Genomic DNA, 21,821 nt, shown 5'->3' with positions numbered 1-21,821 from the left:
AATGTTTTTTTCACTATCGATTCACGCCCCGACTACAGTGAAGGAGCAACACTCTCGCGCTATCGGATTGATATATAAGGAAAGTAGTAAATGGACTTTATCAAAGCAGCGCCCATGCGCTTTCTGCTGTTGATCACCAGCACCTGGCTGGTGGTGTTTCTCCTGACCCGAACCGTCCTGCTGCTCACTCACTTGGATGAGGCTGGAGGCGTCGCGTTTTCCGTGTTTGGCACCGGTCTGCTGTATGACTTGGGCTTTCTCGCCTATGCAATCTTGCCGATGGGGCTGTATTTGATGCTTTGCCCCCCGGCCCTGTGGCAGCGTCGCGGTCACCGCTGGTTTCTTCGAGGGCTGCTAACCGTCAGCGTGTTCGTCATGTTGTTCACCGCCGTCGCCGAATGGCTATTCTGGGACGAGTTCGGCGTGCGCTTCAACTTCATTGCCGTCGATTACCTGGTCTATTCCGATGAAGTGCTGAACAACGTGCTGGAATCGTACCCAATCGGCACTCTGCTGACGATTCTCGCTGTACTGGCCGCGGGCTTGAGCCTGGCGTTGGGCAAACCGTTCAATGCCGCGCTGGCCGCGCCATTGCCCCCCTTGCGCGGACGCCTGCTCAGTGCATTAGGACTGCTGGCTGTCGCGGGCCTGAGCTTGCAATTGCTCAGCCAGGATGCCCCACGCGCTCAGGGCGGGAATGCCTATCAGAACGAACTGGCGAGCAACGGCCCGTATCAGTTCTTCGCGGCGTTTCGTAACAACGAACTGGACTATGGACAGTTCTACAGCAACTTGGCCCCGAATATCGTCGCCCAGCAGATACGGGCCGAACTGAGCGAGCCCAATGCGCGCTTCATCGGTGAAGATCCGCAGGATATCCGTCGAATGATCGACAACCCCGGCACCGTCCGCAAACCGAACATCGTGCTGGTGACCATCGAAAGCCTCAGCGCCAAGTACCTGGGCAGCAACGGTGACCAGCGCAACCTGACGCCCAATCTGGACGCCTTGCGCAAACAGAGCCTGTACTTCAGTAACTTCTACGCCACGGGCACTCGCACCGACCGAGGCCTGGAAGCCATCACCCTGGCTATTCCGCCTACCCCGGGACGCTCGATCGTCAAGCGCATTGGCCGGGAAAGCGGCTTCGCCAGCCTTGGCCAGCAATTGAAAGCAGTCGGCTACGACAGCGTGTTTGTGTATGGCGGGCGCGGCTATTTCGACAACATGAACGCGTTTTTCAGCGGCAACGGCTATCGGGTCGTCGATCAAAGCAGCATTGATGAATCCGAGATCCACTTCAAGAATGCCTGGGGCATGGCTGACGAGGATCTGTACAAACAGACGTTGAAACTGGCCGATGCCAATTACGCCAGGCAACAGCCATTTTTGTTGCAGCTGATGACCACGTCCAACCACCGCCCCTACACCTATCCGGATGATCGGATCGACATCAAGTCCGGCAATGGGCGTGATGGCGCGGTGAAATACACCGATTACGCCATTGGTCAGTTTCTGGAGCAGGCACGGGAAAAGCCGTGGTTCGATAACACGATCTTCGTCTTCGTCGCCGACCACACTGCCGGCAGCGCTGGCAAGGAAGACCTGCCGATCAGCAATTATCAGATCCCACTGTTCGTCTACGCACCGAAGCTGATCGAACCACGAGAAAGCGGCCAACTCGCCAGTCAGATCGATCTCGCACCCACTTTGCTCGGTTTGCTGAACCTGGATTACCAGTCGACGTTCTTCGGCCGCAACCTGTTGCAGGACAACCCGTTGCCGCCCCGCGTCGTCGTAGGCAATTATCAGCATCTGGGCCTGTTCGACGGCAAGGATCTGGCAATCCTCAGTCCACGCCAAGGCCTGCGACGGCATGACGATGCGCTGACCGAAAGTCGCGAATCCCGGGTGAACAGCGAAGACCCTCTGATCCACCGCGCCATCACGTATTACCAAACCGCCAGTTATGGCTTCAAACAACAGCTGCTTGGCTGGAGAGCACCCAAGGAGGGTGTCGAGCAAGTCAGCGACCGTTAATCGAACTGCCCCAGGCTGATGTCCTGGGGCGCTTTCTTGCTTCAGGACCTGTCATGCAATCAAGCGTTCTACGCCCTACCCCTCGCCCACTGAACTTCTGGTTGTGCCTCACAATTCCCGCCGTTGCGGCAATTATGCTGGTTTTATTGGAGTGGACCGATCTGGACATGGATTTAGCCCGATTGTTCTATGACCCCGCTGCCGGCGGCTTTATCGGGCGCCGCAGCTACTTTCTGGAAAACATCCTCCATGACCGGGCAAAACAAGTCGTCATCGCCTTTTCGGTGCTAGCGATCCTCGGGTTCATCGGTGCGTTTTTCATCGCCCGGCTCAAACCGTTCAAGCGGGAACTCGGTTGCCTGGTGCTGTCCTTGGCACTGGCGACGTCCTTCGTCACGCCAATGAAAGCGGTGACGGCCGTGCAATGCCCCTGGAGCCTGAAGGAGTTTGGCGGCAAGGAAACCTACAGTGAGCTGCTAAGCCCACGCCCGGCCACGAACAAACCCGGTCGATGCTGGCCCGGCGGTCACGCCGCCACGGGGTTCACGTTGTTTGCGCTGTTCTTCGTCCTGCGCGACCGCCGCCCACGCCTGGCCCGCCTGGCCCTGATATTCGCCTTCACGTTGGGAACGGTGTTTTCCCTGGGGCGGATGATGCAAGGGGCGCATTTCTTTTCTCACAACGTGTGGACAGCGGTGTTCTGCTGGCTGATTAGTCTGGGGTGTTATTACTACGTGCTGTACCGACCCGCCCTCCGGGCTGAGGGTGTCGCTGTAACCAGCCCCGCCAATGCCTGAACTGAACCACATCCCAATGTGGGAGCGAGCTTGCTCGCGATAGCGGTGTGTCATCTTGCGGGGATGCTGGATGTGCCGACGCCATCGCGAGCAAGCTCGCTCCCACAGGGTTTTGTGTCGTGTCCGAATGTTGTGGGCAGCATGGAGCTCGCTCGCACAGAGGGATTGGCGTCGTTCACAAATACAAGGCAATAAAAAACCCCGCCGGCTTTCGCTGGCGGGGTTTTTCGCTACAGGGGTAAGGCTGGCTTACATCATGCCGCCCATGCCACCCATGCCGCCCATGTCTGGCATACCGCCGCCAGCTGGAGCGTCGTCCTTGATTTCAGCGATCATCGCCTCGGTGGTGATCATCAGGCTGGCAATCGACGAAGCCGCTTGCAGAGCCGAACGAGTCACTTTGGCTGGGTCCAGGATACCCATTTCGATCATGTCGCCGTATTCGCCGGTGGCAGCGTTGTAACCGTAGTTACCCGAACCCTGCTTGACCTTGTCGACCACAACGCTTGGCTCGTCGCCGGAGTTGGCAACGATCTGGCGCAGAGGAGCTTCTACAGCGCGACGCAGCAACTGGATGCCCACGTTCTGGTCATCGTTGTCGCCTTTGAGTTCGCTGATGGCTTGCAGGGCACGAACCAGTGCCACGCCGCCGCCAGGTACCACGCCTTCTTCGACGGCTGCGCGGGTAGCGTGCAGGGCGTCTTCAACGCGGGCTTTCTTCTCTTTCATTTCAACTTCGGAACCAGCGCCAACCTTGATCACTGCAACGCCGCCGGACAGCTTGGCCAGGCGCTCTTGCAGTTTTTCACGGTCGTAGTCGGACGAAGTCTCGGCCACTTGTGCGCGGATCTGGGTAACGCGAGCCTGGATGTCAGCCTCGACGCCAGCACCGTCGATCACGGTGGTGTTTTCCTTGGACAGGATCACGCGCTTGGCGTTACCCAGGTGCTCCAGGGTGGTGCTTTCCAGGCTCAGGCCGATCTCTTCGGAGATGACGGTACCGCCGGTCAGTACGGCGATGTCCTGCAGCATGGCCTTGCGACGATCGCCGAAGCCCGGTGCCTTGACGGCAGCGACTTTAACGATGCCACGCATGTTGTTCACAACCAGGGTCGCCAGGGCTTCGCCTTCAACGTCTTCAGCCACGATCAGCAGTGGGCGGCCGGCTTTGGCAACGGCTTCCAGCACTGGCAACATTTCGCGGATGTTGGAGATCTTCTTGTCCACCAGCAGGATCAGCGGGCCGTCGAGCTCGGCGGTCATGGTGTCTGGCTTGTTGACGAAGTACGGGGACAGGTAGCCACGGTCGAACTGCATGCCTTCTACAACCGACAGTTCGTTTTCCAGGCCCGAGCCTTCTTCAACGGTGATCACGCCTTCTTTACCGACTTTTTCCATGGCTTCGGCAATGATGTCGCCGATGGAGTTGTCGGAGTTGGCCGAGATGGTGCCGACCTGAGCGATGGCCTTGGTGTCAGCGCATGGCTTGGACAGGGCTTTGAGCTCTTTGACAATGGCGATGGTCGCCTTGTCGATGCCGCGCTTGAGGTCCATCGGGTTCATGCCGGCAGCGACGGCTTTCAGGCCTTCGTTGACGATCGATTGAGCCAGGACGGTAGCGGTGGTGGTGCCGTCGCCAGCGTCATCGTTGGCACGGGAGGCAACGTCTTTGACCAGTTGCGCGCCCATGTTTTCGAAGCGGTCTTTGAGCTCGATTTCCTTGGCTACGGAAACGCCGTCCTTGGTGATGGTCGGAGCGCCGAAGCTCTTCTCGATGATCACGTTACGGCCTTTCGGGCCCAGGGTCGCTTTTACTGCGTCAGCCAGGACGTTGACACCGGCGAGCATTTTCTTGCGGGCGGAATCGCCGAATTTAACTTCTTTAGCAGCCATGATCGATATTCCTTAAATACTTTGTAGTAACGGGAAAATGGGCGGGGGAATCAGCCTTCGAGAACAGCGAGGATTTCGTTCTCGCTCATTACCAGCAGGTCTTCGCCGTCGACTTTCACTGTGTTGCTGCCGGAGTAAGGGCCGAACACAACCTTGTCACCCACTTTCACGGCCAGCGCACGTACTTCACCGTTTTCCAGTGCCTTGCCTGGGCCTACAGCGAGAACTTCACCGTGGTTGGCTTTTTCAGCAGCCGAACCTGGCAGGACGATACCGCCAGCGGTTTTCTTCTCTTCTTCGCTGCGACGGATGACGACGCGGTCATGCAGAGGACGAAGCTTCATTGTCGATCTCTCCTAATTTTTGGTTTTCATCGGCCGGTGTAGTCCCGGCGGGTTTAACAAAGCCGGCGGAGCCGGGTGCGGTTCGTCAGTCGAACCGCGGAAGTCTGTCCGGTGTCACCACCGGAAACCTTGCGGTGACCGTTACATAAGGGCGCACAAGTGGATTACAAGGGCGGGGATAGAATTTTTTTTACTTCACGCAGCCAAAACGAACACGGCGCCCGAAGGCGCCGTATCGCTGGTTTACTTGGAATCCCGGTGTTCGAACTCGCCTTCGATCACGTTGGGCTCCCGGCCCACGGGCTCTCGCGGAGCCGGACCGCCGCGGGGCTGGAGGTCATCGGCGAAGGCGCGCTGACGCATCGCCTGCTCTTCGGCGCGCTGGCGCATTTTATTGGCCAGCAACCGACGGGTGAACGGCAACAGCATGACCAGGCCCAGCACGTCGCTGATAAAGCCTGGGAGGATCAACAGGCCGCCACCCAAGGCCAGCATCAGGCCCTCGAGCATGGTCTGAGCGGGCAGCTCGCCACGGCTCAGGCTTTCACGAGCCCGCAACGCCGTGGCCAGGCCGGCAATGTGCAGCACGAACACGCCAAGCATCGAGCCGAGAATGACCAGCAGCAGCGCCGGGAAAAACCCGATCGCACCGCTGACCTTGACGAATACGAACAGCTCCAACACCGGGAACAGCAGAAAGAGCAACAAAAAAGGGCGCATCAAATGGTTCCTCAACGCAAGAATGCCTTGCTATGAAAACCTAAATGACGTCGCCCTTTCATGAATTCAAGCGTCGACGTCCGCATTTTTTGGCCATTGCTCGGCGTGAGCCAGATAAACCAAGGCTTGGCGCACTTGTGTCGGCGTGTTGCAAGGCGTCGGAAACGCCAGCCAGTGCAGGCCCTGGCCAATGCGCAAGTGCATGCCCTCGCTGTCGATGCCCGCCAGTTGCGCCGGTTCGCTTTTCGGCAGGCCGGTCAAATCCACGTAATGGGCGATGGCCTTGGCGTGATCGGCATTCATGTGCTCGACCATGCTGGCTTCGGCTTTGCCGGCGAAGGGGTTGGCCAGGGTGAGTTGGTCGATCCAGTGAATGGCGCCAAAGCCGCCGATGTAGCGATGACGCACCGGTTCGAGCACCCAGAAATCGAAATCATGGGCCTTGTGGTAGTTCTGCGAGTCAGGGAAATAGCGGTAGTAACGCTCGGCGGCAGCCTCGATGGCGGCGCTGTCTTCGAGTTTGCGGGCTTCGGCCAGATAAGTCAGGCGTCCCACGGCTTGCACATCCTCGGCGCCGCGCTCGCCCACCAGCATCGAACACTTGGGGTCTTTTTGCAGATTGTGAGTGTGCTGGGCAATGCGGCTGATCAGGATCAGTGGCCGGCCTTGTTCGTCCAGGCAATACGGTACAACGGAGCCGAACGGAAAGCCGGGCATGGATTTGGAATGAGTGGCGAGCACTCCACGGTACTCCTTGAGCAGCAGTTCCCGGGCATGCTTGGCAGCTTCAACGCTCAATTTATGACTCCTCTTATGAAAACCGTCTAGAAAATGGTCAGGTGACTGGAGTAATGTTCCAGCACGCCTATGGGACAGTTCTCGTGTGCAGCCGGGCTACACCGTCGCCAATCGAGAGGCCTCCCAAAAGGTCCCCTTCACCGCTGCGCCATTTGGACATGAGCATGCAACTCACCGACAAAGTAATCATTATCACCGGCGGTTGCCAGGGTTTGGGCCGCTCCATGGCCGAGTATCTGGCGGGTAAAGGCGCGAAGCTCGCCTTGGTGGACCTCAACCAGGAAAGACTCGACCAGGCAGTTGCCGCCTGCACAGCCAAGGGTGTCGAGGCTCGCGCCTACTTGTGCAACGTCGCCAATGAAGAACAAGTGACCGACATGGTCGCGCGGGTAGCCGAGGATTTCGGCGCGATCCACGGCTTGATCAACAACGCCGGGATCCTGCGTGACGGCCTGCTGATCAAGGTCAAGGACGGCGAAATGAGCAAGATGAGCCTGGCCCAATGGCAAGCCGTGATCGACGTCAACCTGACCGGTGTATTTCTTTGCACCCGCGAAGTGGCGGCGAAGATGGTCGAGCTGAAAAACAGTGGCGCCATCATCAATATCTCGTCGATTTCCCGCGCCGGCAATGTCGGCCAGACCAATTACTCGGCCGCCAAGGCCGGTGTGGCCGCCGCCACCGTGACCTGGGCCAAGGAACTGGCACGCTACGGCATCCGTGTCGCCGGCATCGCACCGGGCTTCATCGAAACCGAGATGACCCTGGGCATGAAGCCCGAGGCCCTGGAAAAAATGACCTCGGGGATTCCGCTCAAGCGCATGGGCAAGCCTGAGGAGATTGCGCATTCGGCGGCGTACATCTTCGAGAACGACTATTACACCGGGCGGATCCTGGAGATGGATGGCGGGTTGCGGATCTAAATCCAGCGCATAACAAAATGTGGGAGCCTGTGGGAGCACAGCTTGCTCGCGATAGCGGTTTTAACGCCAACAGATGTGTTGTAGGTGACGCCGTCATCGCGAGCAAGCTGTGCTCCCACAAGCTCGCTCCCACAAGGGATTGCCGTTCAGTCGATCAATCGTCGCTCATGGTGATGTTCGGCATCGCCGGTGACGCTGCCTCTTGCAACACGATCCGCGCGCCCACATGGCGGGCCAGTTCCTGATAGACCATGGCGATCTGGCTGTCCGGTTCGGCGATGACCGTGGGCTTGCCGCCGTCGGCCTGTTCGCGGATCAGCATCGACAGCGGCAGCGAAGCCAGCAGTTCGACGCCGTACTGGCTCGCCAGTTTTTCCCCGCCGCCTTCGCCGAACAGATGCTCGGCATGCCCGCAGTTCGAGCAGATGTGCACGGCCATGTTCTCGACCACACCCAGGACCGGGATGTTGACCTTGCGGAACATCTCCACGCCTTTGCGCGCATCCAGCAGCGCCAGGTCCTGGGGCGTGGTGACGATGACCGCGCCGGCCACCGGGACTTTCTGCGCCAGGGTCAGCTGGATATCGCCGGTGCCCGGTGGCATGTCGATCACCAGGTAATCCAGGTCGCCCCACGCGGTTTGCGTGACCAGTTGCAGCAAGGCACCGGAAACCATCGGTCCGCGCCAGACCATCGGTGTGTTGTCGTCGGTCAGGAAAGCCATGGACATGACTTCCACGCCATGGGACTGGATCGGCACGAACCACTTCTGGTCCTTGACCTGCGGTCGGGTGCCCTCGGCCACACCGAACATGATGCCCTGGCTCGGGCCGTAGATGTCTGCATCGAGAATCCCCACCTTCGCCCCTTCACGGGCCAGGGCCAGGGCCAGGTTGGCGGCGGTAGTGGACTTGCCCACGCCACCCTTGCCCGAGGCCACGGCGATCACGTTCTTGACGTTCGCCAACCCCGGAACCTGCGCCTGGGCCTTGTGGGCGGCGATCACGCTGGTGATGTCGACTTTGGCGGCGGTCACCCCGTCCAGGGCCTCGATCGCCATTTGCAGCATCTGCGCCCAGCCGTTCTTGAAGAGATCGGCGGCGTAGCCGATTTCCAGCTGGACGCTGACGCGATCGCCCTGGATGTCGATGGCACGCACGCATCCGGCGCTGACCGGGTCCTGGTTCAAGTAGGGGTCGGTGTACTGGCGAAGGACGGCTTCCACCGCTGCGCGATTGACGGCGCTCATGGGCAACTCCGATAGCAAGACTGGAAAAACAGGCCGCTATCCTACGCCGCGCATGCTTTTGTGGCGACCCGATTAAGGGCGACGAATGCTCTTGTGGCGAGGGAGCTTGCTCCCGCTGTGTGGGAGCAAGGCTTGCCCGCGATGCAGGCGATGGGATTTCCGGAAATCGAGGTGCCTGTTTCGCGAGCAAGCTTTGCTCCCACAATCCCAATGCATTCGGAAACAGGCTGGCAGGGTGAAATATATTTCCCGGCGCTTTATAGTGGCCGACCTCCGTTTCATCAAGTAGCCGAGCCCCATGTCCGAGCCACGCAAGATCCTCGTCACCAGCGCCCTGCCCTATGCCAATGGTTCGATTCACCTCGGCCATATGCTGGAGTACATCCAGACCGATATGTGGGTGCGCTTCCAGAAGCATCGCGGCAACCAATGCATTTATGTCTGCGCCGACGACGCCCACGGTTCGGCCATCATGCTGCGCGCAGAAAAGGAAGGCATCACCCCGGAACAACTGATCGCCAATGTCCAGGCTGAACACAGCGCCGACTTTGCCGAGTTCCTGGTGGACTTCGACAACTTCCACTCCACTCACGCCGAAGAAAACCGTGAGCTGTCGAGCCAGATCTACCTGAAACTGCGTGACGCCGGGCACATCGCCACCCGTTCGATCACCCAGTATTTCGACCCGGAAAAGAAAATGTTCCTGGCCGACCGCTTCATCAAGGGCACCTGCCCGAAATGCGGCACTGAAGACCAGTACGGCGATAACTGCGAAAAATGCGGTGCCACCTACGCACCGACCGACCTGAAAGACCCGAAATCAGCGATTTCCGGGGCGACGCCGGTGCTCAAGGACTCCCAGCATTTCTTCTTCAAGCTGCCGGACTTCCAGCAGATGCTGCAAGCCTGGACCCGCAGCGGCACCCTGCAGGACGCCGTCGCCAACAAGATCGCCGAATGGCTCGATGCCGGCCTGCAGCAGTGGGATATTTCCCGCGATGCGCCGTACTTCGGCTTCGAGATCCCCGACGAGCCCGGCAAGTATTTCTACGTGTGGCTGGACGCGCCGATCGGCTACATGGCGAGTTTCAAGAACCTCTGCAACCGCACGCCGGAGCTGGACTTCGATGCGTTCTGGGGCAAGGACTCCACCGCCGAGCTGTATCACTTCATCGGCAAGGACATCGTGAACTTCCACGCGCTGTTCTGGCCGGCCATGCTCGAAGGTGCCGGCTTCCGCAAGCCGACGGGTATCAACGTGCACGGCTACCTGACCGTCAACGGCCAGAAGATGTCCAAGTCCCGCGGCACCTTCATCAAGGCCCGGACCTACCTGGACCACTTGTCGCCTGAGTACCTGCGCTACTACTACGCGGCCAAGCTCGGCCGCGGCGTCGACGACCTGGACTTGAACCTCGAAGACTTCGTGCAGAAGGTCAACTCCGACCTGGTGGGCAAGGTCGTCAACATTGCCAGCCGTTGCGCCGGTTTTATCCACAAGGGCAACGCCGGGGTCCTGGTCGCTGGCAACGCCGCACCGGAACTGACCGACGCGTTCCTGGCCGCAGCGCCAAGCATCGCCGATGCCTATGAGAGCCGCGACTTTGCCCGTGCCATGCGTGAAATCATGGCCCTGGCCGACCGCGCCAATGCCTGGATCGCCGACAAGGCGCCCTGGTCGTTGGCCAAGCAGGAAGGCAAGCAGGACGAAGTCCAGGCGATCTGCGCCCTGGGCATCAACCTGTTCCGCCAGCTGGTGATTTTCCTCAAGCCGGTGCTGCCACTGCTGGCCGCCGATGCCGAGGCGTTCCTCAACGTCGCCCCGCTGACCTGGAACGACCACCAGACCCTGCTGAGCAACCATCAGTTGAACGCGTTCAAGCCGTTGATGACCCGTATCGACGCCACCAAGGTGCAAGCCATGACCGACGCCTCCAAGGAAGACCTGGCCGCCAGCCAGACCGACACCGGCGCGCCTGCCGGGAACGGCGAACTGGCCAAGGACCCGCTGTCGCCGGAAATCGACTTCGACGCCTTTGCCGCCGTTGACCTGCGCGTGGCACTGATCGTCAAGGCCGAGGCCGTCGAAGGCGCCGACAAGCTGTTGCGCCTGACCCTGGACATCGGCGACGAACAACGCAACGTGTTCTCCGGCATCAAGAGTGCCTACCCGGACCCGGCCAAGCTCGAAGGCCGGTTGACGATGATGATCGCCAACCTCAAGCCGCGCAAAATGCGCTTTGGCATCTCCGAGGGCATGGTGATGGCGGCAGGCCCCGGCGGCGAGGAAATCTACCTGCTGAGCCCTGACAGCGGCGCCAAGCCGGGCCAGCGGATCAAGTAACACGACCGCTTGCTGCACCGATCCCACAGTCGCCTTGCAGGTGGCTGTGGGATTTTCATATCTGGCCCACGCTCCCGGCGTGCCGGATAATGCCTAATCTTGTAACAGGCCATTTGTTGCCAACACGCCCATGACCGAAATCGTCCTCACGCTGTTCAGCGCTGCTCTGATCAACAACCTCGTGTTGCATTGGCCGCTGGGCGTCGATCCGCTGCTGGCGGCCAACGGCAGGAGGCAGGTACACGCCTTGGGCCTGGCGACGGCCTGCCTGATGCTGATCGTCGGCACCCTGGGCTACCTGATCGATCATGGGCTGCTGGCGCCGACAAACCTGGTCTCGCTGCGCCTGTTGGCCTGGCTGTCCTTGAGCGTATTGCTGATCGGCCCCGTGCTGCGCCTGCTGGCACGCTGGCTGCCGGCAATGCCGTTCGCGGGGTTGTGGCCGCTGTTGCTGGGTAATGCCGGCATACTCGGGGTCACGCTGCTCAACGGCCAGGATGATCGAGGCCTGGGCCACGCCATCGCCCTGAGCCTGGGTGCCGGGCTGGGGTTCTGGCTGGTGCTGAGCCTGTTCGACGATCTGCGCCAGCGCACCTTCAATAACGATATTCCCTTGCCCTTTCGGGGCCTGCCGATTCAGTTGATCAGCGCCGGACTGATGGCGGTGGCCTTTCTCGGATTGCGCGGGCTGGTCAAAACATGAGCCTGATTCAACGTATCGACGCCCTGCTGCCGCAGACCCAATGCGGCAAGTGCGGCCATCCCGGGTGCAAACCCTACGCCGAAGGCATCGCCCAGGGCGAGCCGATCAACAAATGTCCGCCCGGGGGGCGCGAAACCATCGCAGCCCTGGCCGAGCTGATGAAAATACCGGTGCTGGAGCTGGACACCAGCCGCGGCGTGGCCCCGGCGCAAATCGCCTTTATCCGTGAAGCCGAATGCATCGGTTGCACCAAGTGCATCCAGGCCTGTCCGGTGGATGCGATTGTCGGCGCCGCCAAGCTGATGCACACCGTCCTCATCGACGAATGCACAGGCTGCGATCTGTGCGTGGCGCCTTGCCCGGTCGATTGCATCGAAATGCGTCCTCTGCCGACGGCAACCGTGCTGCCGATCGTCGGTGGCTTGGCCTTCAGCACCGAAGAACAACAGGCGCGAACCGCCAAGCGCAATCATGCCCGGCGTCGCTTCGAGCAACGCAACGAGCGCCTGCGCCGCGAAGAAGAGCAGCGCCAGGCCGAGCGCCTGGCTCGAACCCAACGGGCGGCCCAGACCCAGACTCAAACCCAGGTCCCGACCCTCGACCCCGTACAAGCCGCACTGGAACGCGTGCGCGCGCAAAAAGCCGCCACCGCCGATGCCGCCTTGAAAAAAGCCAAGGTCGACCTGGCCATGAGCCGGGCGCAGTTGAACAAATCCTTAAAAGCGTTCGGCCATCCGCCAACCTTCGAGCAGCAGTCGCAACTGATCGTGCTGCAACGCCAGTTCGAAGCGGCCGAACAGGCCCTGAGCCAACTGGAAAACGCCGCGCCTGCGGCCGCGCCAGCCCCTGCACCGACGCAAAACGCCGAGCTGAAGCGGGCCAAGATCCAACTGGCGATGCGCCGCGCCGAACTCAGCAAAGCCCGGGCAGCAACGGCATCGGATGAACAACTGCAGGCATTGGAACAAGCGGTGAAGGACGCCGAACGCCAGGTGGACGCCCATGCCGCCTCTTGAGCCAGTGGACGAACGGCTGCGCCAGGCAATGACGCGAGTGTTGCTGGCGACGCTGCCCGGCGTGCTGGCATTGCTGTGGTTCCATGGCTGGGGCGTGGCGCTCAACCTGCTGTTGTCCGGCGCCACTGCGCTGGCGGTCGAAGCGTTGGTCCTGCGTTTACGGCGCCGACCACTCAAGCCCGTCCTGAACGATGGCAGTGCGCTGGTCAGCGCCACGCTGCTGGCCATGGCCTTGCCGGCCTATTGCCCCTGGTGGTTGACCGTCACGGCCACCGCCTGCGCCTTGCTGTTCGGCAAGCACCTGTGGGGCGGCGTCGGCAGCAACCCGTTCAACCCGGCAATGCTCGGGTACGCCCTGGTACTGGTGGCGTTTCCTTCCCATATGAGTCACTGGCCAGTGCTCCACGGCATCGGCCTGTCTGAAGGCTTGCAGCAGGTATTCGGCGCTCATCCGGCGCCCGATGCCTGGGCCGGGGCGACCGCGCTGGACAGCCTGCGGACCAACACGAGCCTGACCGTCGATGAACTGTTCACCAACGATCCGGCGTTCGGACGTTTCGGTGGCCGCGGTGTCGAATGGGTCAACCTGGCCTTCCTCGCGGGCGGTCTGTTTCTGCTGCAACAACGGGTGTTCAGCTGGCATGCTCCGGTGGGCATGCTGGCGAGCCTGTCCATCATCAGCCTGTTGTGCTGGAACGGTTCGGGTTCCGACTCCCATGGCTCGCCGCTGTTTCATCTGTTCAGCGGCGCAACCATGCTCGGCGCATTTTTTATCGCGACCGAACCGGTCTCGGGTGCCAAGGCCCCTCTCGCCCGCCTGCTGTTTGGCGCGGGCATGGGATTACTGGTCTATCTGATACGCACCTGGAGTGGCTACCCGGACGGCGTGGCGTTCGCGGTGTTACTGATGAACCTCGGCGTGCCGGCGCTGGACCGGTTTGCCGAGGCGCGACAACGGCGGCCACTGACATGAACAATCCCGTCGGCGTGGCAATCCTGACCTTGTTGATCGGCCTGGGTATCGGTGCCACTTACCTCACGCACCTCGGCACCGCCGGGCGTATCGAGGCCCAGCAGCAAGCGCTGGCGAACAGGGCCTTGCTCGAGGTGCTGCCCACCGACCGCTATGATAACCAGCCGTTGGCGCACCCCGTTGTCACCACCTCGGTGCCCCTGGCCCATAGCACGCTGCTGGGTGGCTACCTGGCGACTCGCAGCGGCCAACCCAGCGCCGTGCTGCTGCGTAGCCAGGCGCTGGGCTATGAAGGCCGCATCGAATTGCTCGTCGCTATCGATCCACAGGGCCGGTTGCTGGGCGTCAAGACCCTGCGCCAATCCGAGACACCTGGATTGGGCGCGGCGATTGCCGGCTGGCCGAACGCCTGGTTGCAGACCTTCACGGGTAAATCACGCCAGGCACCTGATGACAGCGGCTGGGCCTTGAAAAAGGACCAGGGCCAGTTCGATCAACTGGCAGGCGCGACAGTGACGTCCCGGGCGGTCCTCCAGGCTATCCACGATGCGCTGCGTTACTTCGACGAGCACAAGGCTCAGTTGATGGGGGTGGCTGCGAATGAATAAACCCTGGGGACTGACACACGGCCTGCTGCTCGTTCCATTGGTTGGCGCAAGCGACTCGCTGGTTGGCGCACTGGGGTTATGGCTGGCCTGGGCCTTGGTTCTTTTCAGCCACGGTTCGGCAATGGGGCTTGTGCGGCAACACCTGGCAGCCTGTCAACGGCTGCTCGCCTCCATCGTGCTGGCCGCGACCCTGGCCACCTGCACGGGCCTTGTCGCCCAGGCCTGGGTGCTGGAGTTGTATCGACCGTTGAGCCTTTACGTTGGCTGGATCGCCCTGAGTTGCGTAGCGCTGGAGCAGGAGGGTTTCTTCGTTGAATCGCGCTGGCCCGGACGCCTCAGGCTGGCTGGGCTGTTTGGCCTTTTGATGATCAGCCTGGGCGCCGTGCGTGGGCTGATCGGCAGCGGCCTGCCCCTGGCCCTGCTCGCCCCCGGCGGGTTCATTCTGCTCGGGCTGCTGCTGGCGGCCCGACAGGCCTGGACGGCCGCCAAACCCCATTCATCCGTTGAGGAAAAGCCGCGCCCATGAACGCCGCAAAACGCCTGGAAATATTTCGTCGCCTTCACGAGGACAACCCGGAACCGAAAACCGAACTGGCCTATTCCTCGCCGTTTGAGTTGCTCATCGCGGTCATTCTGTCAGCCCAGTCCACCGACGTCGGCGTCAACAAAGCCACGGCCAAACTGTTCCCGGTGGCCAATACGCCGGAAGCGATCTACGCCCTGGGCGTCGAGGGACTGTCCGAATACATCAAGACCATCGGGCTGTTCAACAGCAAGGCCAAGAACGTAATCGAAACCTGCCGCCTACTGATCGAGCGCCACGGCAGTGAAGTACCGCAGACGCGCGAAGCGCTGGAAGCCCTTCCGGGCGTGGGCCGCAAAACCGCCAACGTCGTGCTCAATACTGCGTTTCGGCAGTTGACCATGGCGGTCGACACGCACATTTTCCGCGTCAGCAACCGCACCGGGCTGGCCCCCGGCAAAAACGTGGTGGAGGTCGAGAAGAAATTGATGAAATTTGTTCCCAAGGAATTCCTGCTGGACTCCCATCACTGGCTCATCCTTCACGGGCGCTACGTTTGCCTGGCGCGCAAGCCTCGCTGCGGCAGCTGCCGAATTGAGGATTTATGCGAATACAAGCACAAGACCTCCGACGATTGAGGCGCTATTGCTTTTATTGATCCATCGATTGAAAAAATCTTTTTTACCCGCCCGTGGTTTATCGATATAAGGAGCGCCAATGGCAGTCTTAGCCTGGAGTCGAACCCATGAGTGCTGGCAAAGAACAACTGGATGTAGAAGACGAATTCATCGCCGCTGACGCCGACGACGTCGAACCTGTGGTCGTGGAAGTGGCGAAAACCAACCTGAGCAAGCGCCGCACCATTGATAACCTGCTGGAAGAGCGCCGTCTGCAGAAACAACTGGCCGATTATGACTTTGACCTCTGACACGTAAAAGCCTCCCTGATGGAGGCTTTTTACTGAGTACGCGTGCCCCGAAAACTCACACCAAGCCATTGCGCTGCGCCAGTTCGATCAGGTCGACCAGCGAACGGGCATTGAGCTTCAATAACAGGCGCGTCTTATAGGTACTGACGGTCTTGTTGCTCAAGAACATTCCATCGGCGATCTCCTTGTTGGTCTTTCCGCGCGCCAGTTGCTGCAAGACCATCATTTCCCGTCCCGATAATCGATCGACCATATCGGACTCACTGGCATTACCCAGACTCGACCGCACCGTATGCAATGCCTGGTTGGGAAAGTAACTGTAACCGGACAGTACCGCCTTTATTGCACTCAGTAACTCGGTAAGATCCTGTTGCTTGCATACATACCCGGCCGCCCCGTCTGCATGCAGCGCATCGAAAAATGTCCCGGCGCCTGGGAAGTCAGCACCAACACCTTCATTGATGAAGGGATGGCTGTCAGGCGGGCAATGACTTCCAACCCGTCCAGCTTCGGAATACCAATATCGAGAATGACGATATCGGGCATCAGTTCACGTGCAAGTTGTAACGCATCGACGCCATTATCGGTTTCGGCAAGGACTTCATAACCATGACGCTCCATCAGCAAACGTACAGCAAGACGAATGACGGGATGATCATCCACGATCAGCACTTTATTCATGGGCAAATCCAACTTCGCTGTTCGAATTTTTAGAGCACGCACAATAGCCTAGTCATTTCTACCTTGGCATGCCGCCCCCCCCTGAACGCTCGCACCGAGAGACAGAACCTACAAGCGATACAGAAAATTCCTACAATTCGCCCCAGAAAAAATGTGTCATGGATTTTTTTACAGAGAAGGAATGACCTTTCTTAACAATCCGGTAACCCTGTGAACAATGCGCTCTTTCACCGCCACACCCACCCATGGACAGCTCATTGAAAAGCGCTTCGCTCATAGAAAGTAACTGAATTATTAACTATTAAAACTGCCTTTCACTCACTTACGGCTGGGGAATTCATATATAAAACCCACTCAGGCGCCTGATATCCAACAGGGCAGCCATTGCGACTGTGCCTATATTTCCTTCGGCATGGACAAACACTTTTCAAGCCACTCACCGAGCACAAGTATCCATGAGCATTAACCATGAACAAACCTTTGAAGACTATAACCAACCCTATGACCCTCATCGCCATATTTGCAACTTTGTCCGAAACCTCCGCAGCGATTTCCCTGCCCTTTCTGGATGACCAGGATCGTGAATATTATCTGTGGTTCCTGATCAGCTTTCCTTTTTATCTATTGCTGCTTTTTTTCATAACGCTCAACTTCAATTATCGCTCCCTGTATTCACCTTCGGATTTTCGCAAGAACAAACACTTTTTAAAAACCATGGTTGACTCGCCCTGCCGGCGCAAACGACTGCTGCGTCGGGCGGATAAAATCAAAGTGCTGTTGCGACACAAACGCGAACCGGCCTCCCCTTGCATCCTATGTGGCCAATCGGAGCCCCCGAGCGAGACCTGTCGATCGAGACATTCGAAGCACACCGGCATCGTCGTGTACGTCATCTACAGCCACGCAGACCAGGCATCGCACGGGCAGGATGAATGAGCGATCAAGGGGGCGCCGCGGCAAAGGCCGCACGCGCAAAAAAAAGCGGACAAAAAAACGGCCTGCTCATGGCAGGCCGCTTTCACATCGCCAAGGTCAGAACAGCTTGCGACCCTTGTTCGCCGCGATGCGCATGCGCAAGGCGTTGAGCTTGATGAAGCCTGCCGCGTCGGCCTGGTTGTAGGCACCGCCATCTTCTTCGAAGGTCGCGATGTTGGCATCGAACAGCGACTCGTCGGACTTGCGCCCGGTAACGATCACGTTGCCCTTGTACAGCTTCAGGCGTACCACGCCATTCACGTGAGCCTGGGAGGCGTCGATCATCTGTTGCAGCATCAGACGCTCTGGGCTCCACCAGTAGCCGGTGTAGATCAGGCTGGCGTACTTGGGCATCAGCTCGTCTTTGAGGTGAGCCACTTCGCGGTCCAGGGTGATCGACTCGATCGCCCGGTGAGCGCGCAGCATGATGGTGCCGCCCGGAGTTTCGTAGCAGCCACGGGACTTCATGCCCACATAGCGGTTTTCGACGATATCCAGACGACCGATGCCGTGTTCGCCACCGATGCGGTTCAGGGTCGCCAGCACGGTGGCCGGGCTCATCTCAACGCCGTCCAGTGCGACGATATCGCCGTTGCGATAGGTCAGTTCCAGGTATTGCGGGGTATCGGGAGCCTTCTCCGGGGAGACGGTCCAGCGCCACATGTCTTCTTCGTGCTCGGTCCAGGTGTCTTCCAGCACGCCGCCTTCATAGGAGATGTGCAGCAGGTTGGCATCCATCGAGTACGGGGATTTCTTCTTGCCGTGGCGCTCGATCGGAATCGCGTGCTTCTCGGCGTAGTCCATCAGCTTTTCACGGGACAGCAAGTCCCATTCACGCCACGGGGCAATGACTTTCACGCCTGGCTTGAGGGCATAGGCACCCAGCTCGAAACGCACCTGGTCGTTGCCTTTGCCGGTGGCGCCATGGGAAATGGCGTCGGCGCCGGTTTCGTTGGCGATTTCGATCAGGCGCTTGGCGATCAACGGACGGGCGATGGAGGTACCCAGCAGGTACTCGCCTTCGTAAACGGTGTTGGCGCGGAACATCGGGAACACGAAGTCGCGGACGAACTCTTCGCGCAGGTCATCGATGTAGATCTCTTTGACGCCCATGGCCTGGGCCTTGGCGCGTGCAGGCTCGACTTCCTCGCCTTGTCCCAGGTCCGCGGTGAAGGTCACCACTTCGCAGTTATAAGTGTCCTGCAGCCACTTGAGGATCACCGAAGTGTCCAGGCCGCCGGAATACGCCAGAACGACCTTGTTTACGTCCGCCATGCCATCACTCCACGGGTTGTACGGAAAGCAGGGAAGTCTAACGTCCAGCGCGGATAATTTACAGGGGCGCGACAGCTTATGACGACGAAGCGACAGATTATGTCGAACGAGCGACGGGATCTCGAGTCAGGATGTCCGCGCCGTGGTAGCTGCGGGCGCCTTGGCCGGAGCCGCTACCGGCGCCGGGACCTTGCCAGGAGCCGCAGCAGGGGCCGGTGCTGGCGTTGGCGGTTGTGGTGCCGGTGCCTCGATCGGCGCCGCGCGCTCCAGGCGCACGACCACGCGACGGTTCTTGGCGCGGTTGGCGGCGTTGGTATTGGGCACCAGGGGATAACGCTCGCCGTGGAAGCGCAGGGTAATCTGCGATTCCTGGAAGCCATTGGCCTTGAAGAAATCCTGGACTGCCAGGGCCCGGCGGCGTGATAGCTCACGGTTGGTCAGGCGATTGCCGCTGTTGTCGGAGTGGCCGTCAAGCTCGACATGATTGACGCTTGGATCGGCCTTGATGAAGTCGAGCATGACCTGCAGCTGCGCCTTGGCATGGGCATCGAGTTCGACTTCTTCGCCGGGGAAGCCGATCTGCGTCTGCTTCACCTGCTCGAAATTCTTTGGCAACAGTTTCGCCACGCAACCTTGATAGTCATTGAAGGCCTTGCTGAAGCGCACCGGCAGCAGGCGCACTTCCGAGACTCGCCCGTCCTCGGTGTTGCGACGCACCACGGGGCTGCGACCTTCCATCAGGCCACTGATCAAGCGGCCAGCCTGGACCTGGGAGCTGTTGAACAATACATCGCCGCTGCCGATCCTGACCGAACCCAGGTTGATATCGCCCCGCCCCGGTTGCCAAGGCGCGGCGGCCGCCAGCAAGGTTGCCGAACCGCCGCCAAGCATCGGGTTGTAGGTCTTGAGGCGGAACGTGGCCTGCTCGCCCGCCCGGCGCACGAATTCGCCACTGCCAAAATCAGTGATCGGCTGGCTCAGCCGGCACTCGAACTTGTCGCCTTCGACCGTCCACTCAATGCTCTCCAGACGGGTCTGGAAAGTGAGCGCCATGGCGGGAAGGCTGGCAAACACACTGAGCAAGGCTAGATAACGCTGGCGCACGGGAGGCTCCACTGACTTTTATACAAAGATCGACGCATGCCTGGGGCGTGACGCCTGTCCGGGGCACTCACGGATTCGTGGCACACCTGTAGGAGCTATCGGTAAGTTGCGGCAGAACTTGATAGCGGGTGCCTGAATCGGTCTTTTCCGGTAGCATTCCCACAGTTTGACCCGCCTGGAAGCCCCCCATGTCTGACCGCCTGACCCTGCTGCGTCCCGACGACTGGCATATTCATCTTCGCGATGGTGCTGTGTTGACCCATACCGTCGCCGATGTCGCGCGCACCTTCGGGCGCGCAATCATCATGCCTAACCTGGTTCCGCCAGTGCGCAACGCCGCCGAGGCCGACAGCTATCGCCAGCGCATCCTCGCCGCACGCCCGGCTGGCAGCCGCTTCGAACCGCTGATGGTGCTGTACCTCACCGACCGCACCCAGCCCGAAGAGATCCGCGAGGCCAAGGCCAGCGGCTTCGTCCATGCCGCCAAGCTGTACCCGGCCGGCGCGACCACCAATTCCGATTCCGGCGTCACCAGCATCGACAAGATCTTCCCGGCGCTGGAGGCCATGGCCGAAGTCGGCATGCCGTTGTTGATCCACGGTGAAGTCACCCGGGGCGACGTCGACGTGTTCGACCGCGAGAAAATCTTCATCGACGAGCACATGCGCCGCGTCGTGGAGCGCTTCCCGACCCTCAAGGTGGTGTTCGAACACATCACCACCGGCGATGCCGTGCAGTTCGTCAACGAGGCCCCGGCCAACGTCGGCGCGACCATTACCGCCCATCACCTGCTGTACAACCGCAACCACATGCTGGTGGGCGGGATCCGGCCGCACTTCTATTGCCTGCCGATCCTCAAGCGCAATACCCACCAGGAAGCCTTGCTGGACGCCGCCACCAGCGGCAGCGCCAAGTTTTTCCTCGGCACCGACTCGGCACCCCACGCCCAGCACGCCAAGGAAGCAGCCTGCGGTTGCGCGGGTTGCTACACCGCCTATGCCGCCATCGAGATGTACGCCGAGGCATTCGAACAGCGCAACGCGCTGGACAAACTCGAAGGCTTCGCCAGCCTGCATGGCCCACGTTTCTATGGCCTGCCGGTGAACACCGATCGTATTACCCTGGTTCGCGATGAGTGGACCGCCCCCGCCAGCCTGCCTTTCGGCGACCTGGCTGTCATCCCGCTGCGCGCCGGTGAAAAACTGCGCTGGCGCCTGCTGGAGGAAAACGCGTGAGTGAAGATCATTTCGACGACGAACAGGACGGCAACGGTGGTTCGGGCGGCGCCCGCCACCCCATGGCTGCTCGGTTCCGTGGCTATCTGCCGGTTGTCGTCGACGTAGAAACCGGCGGTTTCAACTCCGCGACCGACGCCTTGCTGGAAATCGCCGCGACCACCATCGGCATGGACGAAAAAGGCTTTGTGTTCCCTGACCACACCTACTTCTTCCGGGTCGAACCGTTCGAAGGCGCCAACGTCGAAGCGGCGGCCCTGGAGTTCACCGGGATCAAGCTCGATCACCCGTTGCGCATGGCGGTCAGCGAAGAAACGGCCCTGACCGACATCTTCCGTGGCGTGCGCAAGGCGCTCAAGGCCAATGGTTGCAAGCGAGCGATCCTGGTCGGCCATAACAGCAGCTTCGACCTGGGCTTCCTCAATGCCGCCGTCGCGCGCCTGGACATGAAGCGCAACCCTTTCCACCCGTTCTCCAGCTTCGACACCGCGACCCTGGCTGGCCTGGCGTACGGCCAGACCGTCCTGGCCAAGGCGTGCCAAGCGGCCGACATCGATTTCGATGGTCGCGAAGCCCACTCGGCCCGCTACGACACCGAGAAGACCGCCGAGCTGTTCTGCGGCATCGTCAATCGGTGGAAGCAGATGGGTGGCTGGCAGGATTTCGACGACTAAAGATTGGAGCCATTGTGG

General features: G+C 60.3%; 20 protein-coding genes and 2 pseudogenes. 14 read left to right on the top strand and 8 right to left on the bottom strand.

Annotated features, from left to right (window positions below):
* Window positions 1–90 precede the first annotated feature (90 nt).
* Both KI237_RS06595 and KI237_RS06590 read left to right on the top strand, forming a co-directional pair.
* Window positions 91–2,040: an LTA synthase family protein gene (locus tag KI237_RS06595; RefSeq protein ID WP_212799278.1), complete on the top strand. Its 1,950-nt coding sequence runs from the start codon at window positions 91–93 to the stop codon at window positions 2,038–2,040.
* 53 nt (window positions 2,041–2,093) lie between these two features.
* Window positions 2,094–2,837, top strand: a complete 744-nt coding sequence (locus tag KI237_RS06590; RefSeq protein WP_212799277.1) for a phosphatase PAP2 family protein — start codon at window positions 2,094–2,096, stop codon at window positions 2,835–2,837.
* Window positions 2,838–3,086: 249 nt separating this feature from the next.
* Here the strand turns inward: KI237_RS06590 and groL are convergent, their stop codons facing one another.
* From groL to KI237_RS06570, 4 genes are all read right to left on the bottom strand, one after another.
* Window positions 3,087–4,730, bottom strand: a complete 1,644-nt coding sequence (gene groL / locus KI237_RS06585) for a chaperonin GroEL (protein WP_212799276.1) — start codon at window positions 4,728–4,730, stop codon at window positions 3,087–3,089.
* Between the two features lie 50 nt (window positions 4,731–4,780).
* Window positions 4,781–5,074 carry a co-chaperone GroES gene (locus KI237_RS06580; RefSeq protein ID WP_003204913.1) on the bottom strand — a complete coding sequence of 98 codons (294 nt, stop codon included), beginning with the start codon at window positions 5,072–5,074 and terminating at the stop codon, window positions 4,781–4,783.
* A gap of 243 nt (window positions 5,075–5,317) precedes the next feature.
* Window positions 5,318–5,794, bottom strand: a complete 477-nt coding sequence (locus tag KI237_RS06575) for an FxsA family protein (RefSeq protein ID WP_212799275.1) — start codon at window positions 5,792–5,794, stop codon at window positions 5,318–5,320.
* Between the two features lie 66 nt (window positions 5,795–5,860).
* Window positions 5,861–6,592 (bottom strand): HugZ family pyridoxamine 5'-phosphate oxidase, encoded by a 732-nt coding sequence (locus KI237_RS06570; RefSeq protein WP_212799274.1) that lies wholly within the window; start codon window positions 6,590–6,592, stop codon window positions 5,861–5,863.
* A 164-nt stretch (window positions 6,593–6,756) separates the two neighbouring features.
* Between KI237_RS06570 and KI237_RS06565 the strand changes: the two genes are divergently transcribed.
* The gene (locus tag KI237_RS06565; protein ID WP_212799273.1) at window positions 6,757–7,515 is read left to right on the top strand and encodes an SDR family oxidoreductase; all 759 of its coding nucleotides are present in this window, start codon (window positions 6,757–6,759) and stop codon (window positions 7,513–7,515) included.
* Between the two features lie 154 nt (window positions 7,516–7,669).
* On the opposite strand, the gene apbC is transcribed toward KI237_RS06565, so the two are convergent.
* Entirely contained in the window at window positions 7,670–8,764 is a 1,095-nt protein-coding gene (gene apbC / locus KI237_RS06560; RefSeq protein WP_212799272.1) for an iron-sulfur cluster carrier protein ApbC, read from the bottom strand.
* A 298-nt stretch (window positions 8,765–9,062) separates the two neighbouring features.
* On the opposite strand from apbC, the gene metG reads away from it, so the two are divergent.
* From metG to KI237_RS06520, 8 genes are all read left to right on the top strand, one after another.
* Entirely contained in the window at window positions 9,063–11,108 is a 2,046-nt protein-coding gene (gene metG / locus KI237_RS06555; protein WP_003204922.1) for a methionine--tRNA ligase, read from the top strand.
* Between the two features lie 130 nt (window positions 11,109–11,238).
* Window positions 11,239–11,811: an Rnf-Nqr domain containing protein gene (locus tag KI237_RS06550; protein WP_212799271.1), complete on the top strand. Its 573-nt coding sequence runs from the start codon at window positions 11,239–11,241 to the stop codon at window positions 11,809–11,811.
* On the top strand, window positions 11,808–12,827 hold the full coding sequence (gene rsxB, locus KI237_RS06545; RefSeq protein WP_212799270.1) for an electron transport complex subunit RsxB: 1,020 nt from the start codon (window positions 11,808–11,810) through the stop codon (window positions 12,825–12,827). The genes KI237_RS06550 and rsxB overlap by 4 nt, the downstream gene beginning before the upstream one ends.
* The gene (locus KI237_RS06540) at window positions 12,814–13,800 is read left to right on the top strand and encodes an RnfABCDGE type electron transport complex subunit D (RefSeq protein WP_212799269.1); all 987 of its coding nucleotides are present in this window, start codon (window positions 12,814–12,816) and stop codon (window positions 13,798–13,800) included. The genes rsxB and KI237_RS06540 overlap by 14 nt, the downstream gene beginning before the upstream one ends.
* On the top strand, window positions 13,797–14,408 hold the full coding sequence (locus KI237_RS06535; RefSeq protein ID WP_212799268.1) for an RnfABCDGE type electron transport complex subunit G: 612 nt from the start codon (window positions 13,797–13,799) through the stop codon (window positions 14,406–14,408). Before KI237_RS06540 ends, KI237_RS06535 begins: the two co-directional genes overlap by 4 nt.
* On the top strand, window positions 14,401–14,934 hold the full coding sequence (locus KI237_RS06530) for an Rnf-Nqr domain containing protein (protein WP_212799267.1): 534 nt from the start codon (window positions 14,401–14,403) through the stop codon (window positions 14,932–14,934). Before KI237_RS06535 ends, KI237_RS06530 begins: the two co-directional genes overlap by 8 nt.
* Window positions 14,931–15,569 carry an endonuclease III gene (nth, locus tag KI237_RS06525; RefSeq protein ID WP_003204935.1) on the top strand — a complete coding sequence of 213 codons (639 nt, stop codon included), beginning with the start codon at window positions 14,931–14,933 and terminating at the stop codon, window positions 15,567–15,569. The genes KI237_RS06530 and nth overlap by 4 nt, the downstream gene beginning before the upstream one ends.
* Window positions 15,570–15,676: 107 nt before the next feature.
* On the top strand, window positions 15,677–15,859 hold the full coding sequence (locus KI237_RS06520) for a PA3496 family putative envelope integrity protein (protein WP_212799266.1): 183 nt from the start codon (window positions 15,677–15,679) through the stop codon (window positions 15,857–15,859).
* 55 nt (window positions 15,860–15,914) lie between these two features.
* Here the strand turns inward: KI237_RS06520 and KI237_RS06515 are convergent.
* Window positions 15,915–16,540 (bottom strand): annotated as a pseudogene (locus tag KI237_RS06515) (response regulator).
* Between the two features lie 468 nt (window positions 16,541–17,008).
* Between KI237_RS06515 and KI237_RS06510 the strand changes: the two are divergent.
* Window positions 17,009–17,264 (top strand): annotated as a pseudogene (locus KI237_RS06510) (hypothetical protein); the annotation flags it as partial.
* A gap of 308 nt (window positions 17,265–17,572) precedes the next feature.
* Here the strand turns inward: KI237_RS06510 and KI237_RS06505 are convergent.
* Together KI237_RS06505 and KI237_RS06500 are read right to left on the bottom strand one after the other, a co-directional pair.
* Complete coding sequence (locus tag KI237_RS06505; protein ID WP_003204943.1) at window positions 17,573–18,790, bottom strand: argininosuccinate synthase; 1,218 nt, start codon at window positions 18,788–18,790, stop codon at window positions 17,573–17,575.
* A gap of 126 nt (window positions 18,791–18,916) precedes the next feature.
* Entirely contained in the window at window positions 18,917–19,894 is a 978-nt protein-coding gene (locus tag KI237_RS06500) for a flagellar protein MotY (RefSeq protein ID WP_212799265.1), read from the bottom strand.
* A gap of 188 nt (window positions 19,895–20,082) precedes the next feature.
* On the opposite strand from KI237_RS06500, the gene pyrC reads away from it, so the two are divergent.
* Window positions 20,083–21,129: a dihydroorotase gene (pyrC, locus tag KI237_RS06495; protein ID WP_212799264.1), complete on the top strand. Its 1,047-nt coding sequence runs from the start codon at window positions 20,083–20,085 to the stop codon at window positions 21,127–21,129.
* Window positions 21,126–21,803: a ribonuclease T gene (gene rnt / locus KI237_RS06490; RefSeq protein WP_212799263.1), complete on the top strand. Its 678-nt coding sequence runs from the start codon at window positions 21,126–21,128 to the stop codon at window positions 21,801–21,803. Before pyrC ends, rnt begins: the two co-directional genes overlap by 4 nt.
* The last annotated feature ends 18 nt before the right edge of the window (window positions 21,804–21,821 follow it).

The organism is Pseudomonas sp. St316 (genome assembly GCF_018325905.1).
GTDB lineage: Bacteria > Pseudomonadota > Gammaproteobacteria > Pseudomonadales > Pseudomonadaceae > Aquipseudomonas.
The sequence above is the reverse complement of the archived record's forward strand: the minus strand, read 5'-3'. Positions and strand labels throughout refer to the sequence as shown.

Coding starts and splice junctions, on each gene's coding strand:
- KI237_RS06595 (WP_212799278.1), top strand. CDS start 91: ATGGACTTTATCAAAGCAGCGCCCATGCGCTTTCTGCTGTTGATCACC.
- KI237_RS06590 (WP_212799277.1), top strand. CDS start 2,094: ATGCAATCAAGCGTTCTACGCCCTACCCCTCGCCCACTGAACTTCTGG.
- groL (WP_212799276.1), bottom strand. CDS start 4,730: ATGGCTGCTAAAGAAGTTAAATTCGGCGATTCCGCCCGCAAGAAAATG.
- KI237_RS06580 (WP_003204913.1), bottom strand. CDS start 5,074: ATGAAGCTTCGTCCTCTGCATGACCGCGTCGTCATCCGTCGCAGCGAA.
- KI237_RS06575 (WP_212799275.1), bottom strand. CDS start 5,794: ATGCGCCCTTTTTTGTTGCTCTTTCTGCTGTTCCCGGTGTTGGAGCTG.
- KI237_RS06565 (WP_212799273.1), top strand. CDS start 6,757: ATGCAACTCACCGACAAAGTAATCATTATCACCGGCGGTTGCCAGGGT.
- apbC (WP_212799272.1), bottom strand. CDS start 8,764: ATGAGCGCCGTCAATCGCGCAGCGGTGGAAGCCGTCCTTCGCCAGTAC.
- metG (WP_003204922.1), top strand. CDS start 9,063: ATGTCCGAGCCACGCAAGATCCTCGTCACCAGCGCCCTGCCCTATGCC.
- KI237_RS06550 (WP_212799271.1), top strand. CDS start 11,239: ATGACCGAAATCGTCCTCACGCTGTTCAGCGCTGCTCTGATCAACAAC.
- rsxB (WP_212799270.1), top strand. CDS start 11,808: ATGAGCCTGATTCAACGTATCGACGCCCTGCTGCCGCAGACCCAATGC.
- KI237_RS06540 (WP_212799269.1), top strand. CDS start 12,814: ATGCCGCCTCTTGAGCCAGTGGACGAACGGCTGCGCCAGGCAATGACG.
- KI237_RS06535 (WP_212799268.1), top strand. CDS start 13,797: ATGAACAATCCCGTCGGCGTGGCAATCCTGACCTTGTTGATCGGCCTG.
- KI237_RS06530 (WP_212799267.1), top strand. CDS start 14,401: ATGAATAAACCCTGGGGACTGACACACGGCCTGCTGCTCGTTCCATTG.
- nth (WP_003204935.1), top strand. CDS start 14,931: ATGAACGCCGCAAAACGCCTGGAAATATTTCGTCGCCTTCACGAGGAC.
- KI237_RS06520 (WP_212799266.1), top strand. CDS start 15,677: ATGAGTGCTGGCAAAGAACAACTGGATGTAGAAGACGAATTCATCGCC.
- KI237_RS06505 (WP_003204943.1), bottom strand. CDS start 18,790: ATGGCGGACGTAAACAAGGTCGTTCTGGCGTATTCCGGCGGCCTGGAC.
- pyrC (WP_212799264.1), top strand. CDS start 20,083: ATGTCTGACCGCCTGACCCTGCTGCGTCCCGACGACTGGCATATTCAT.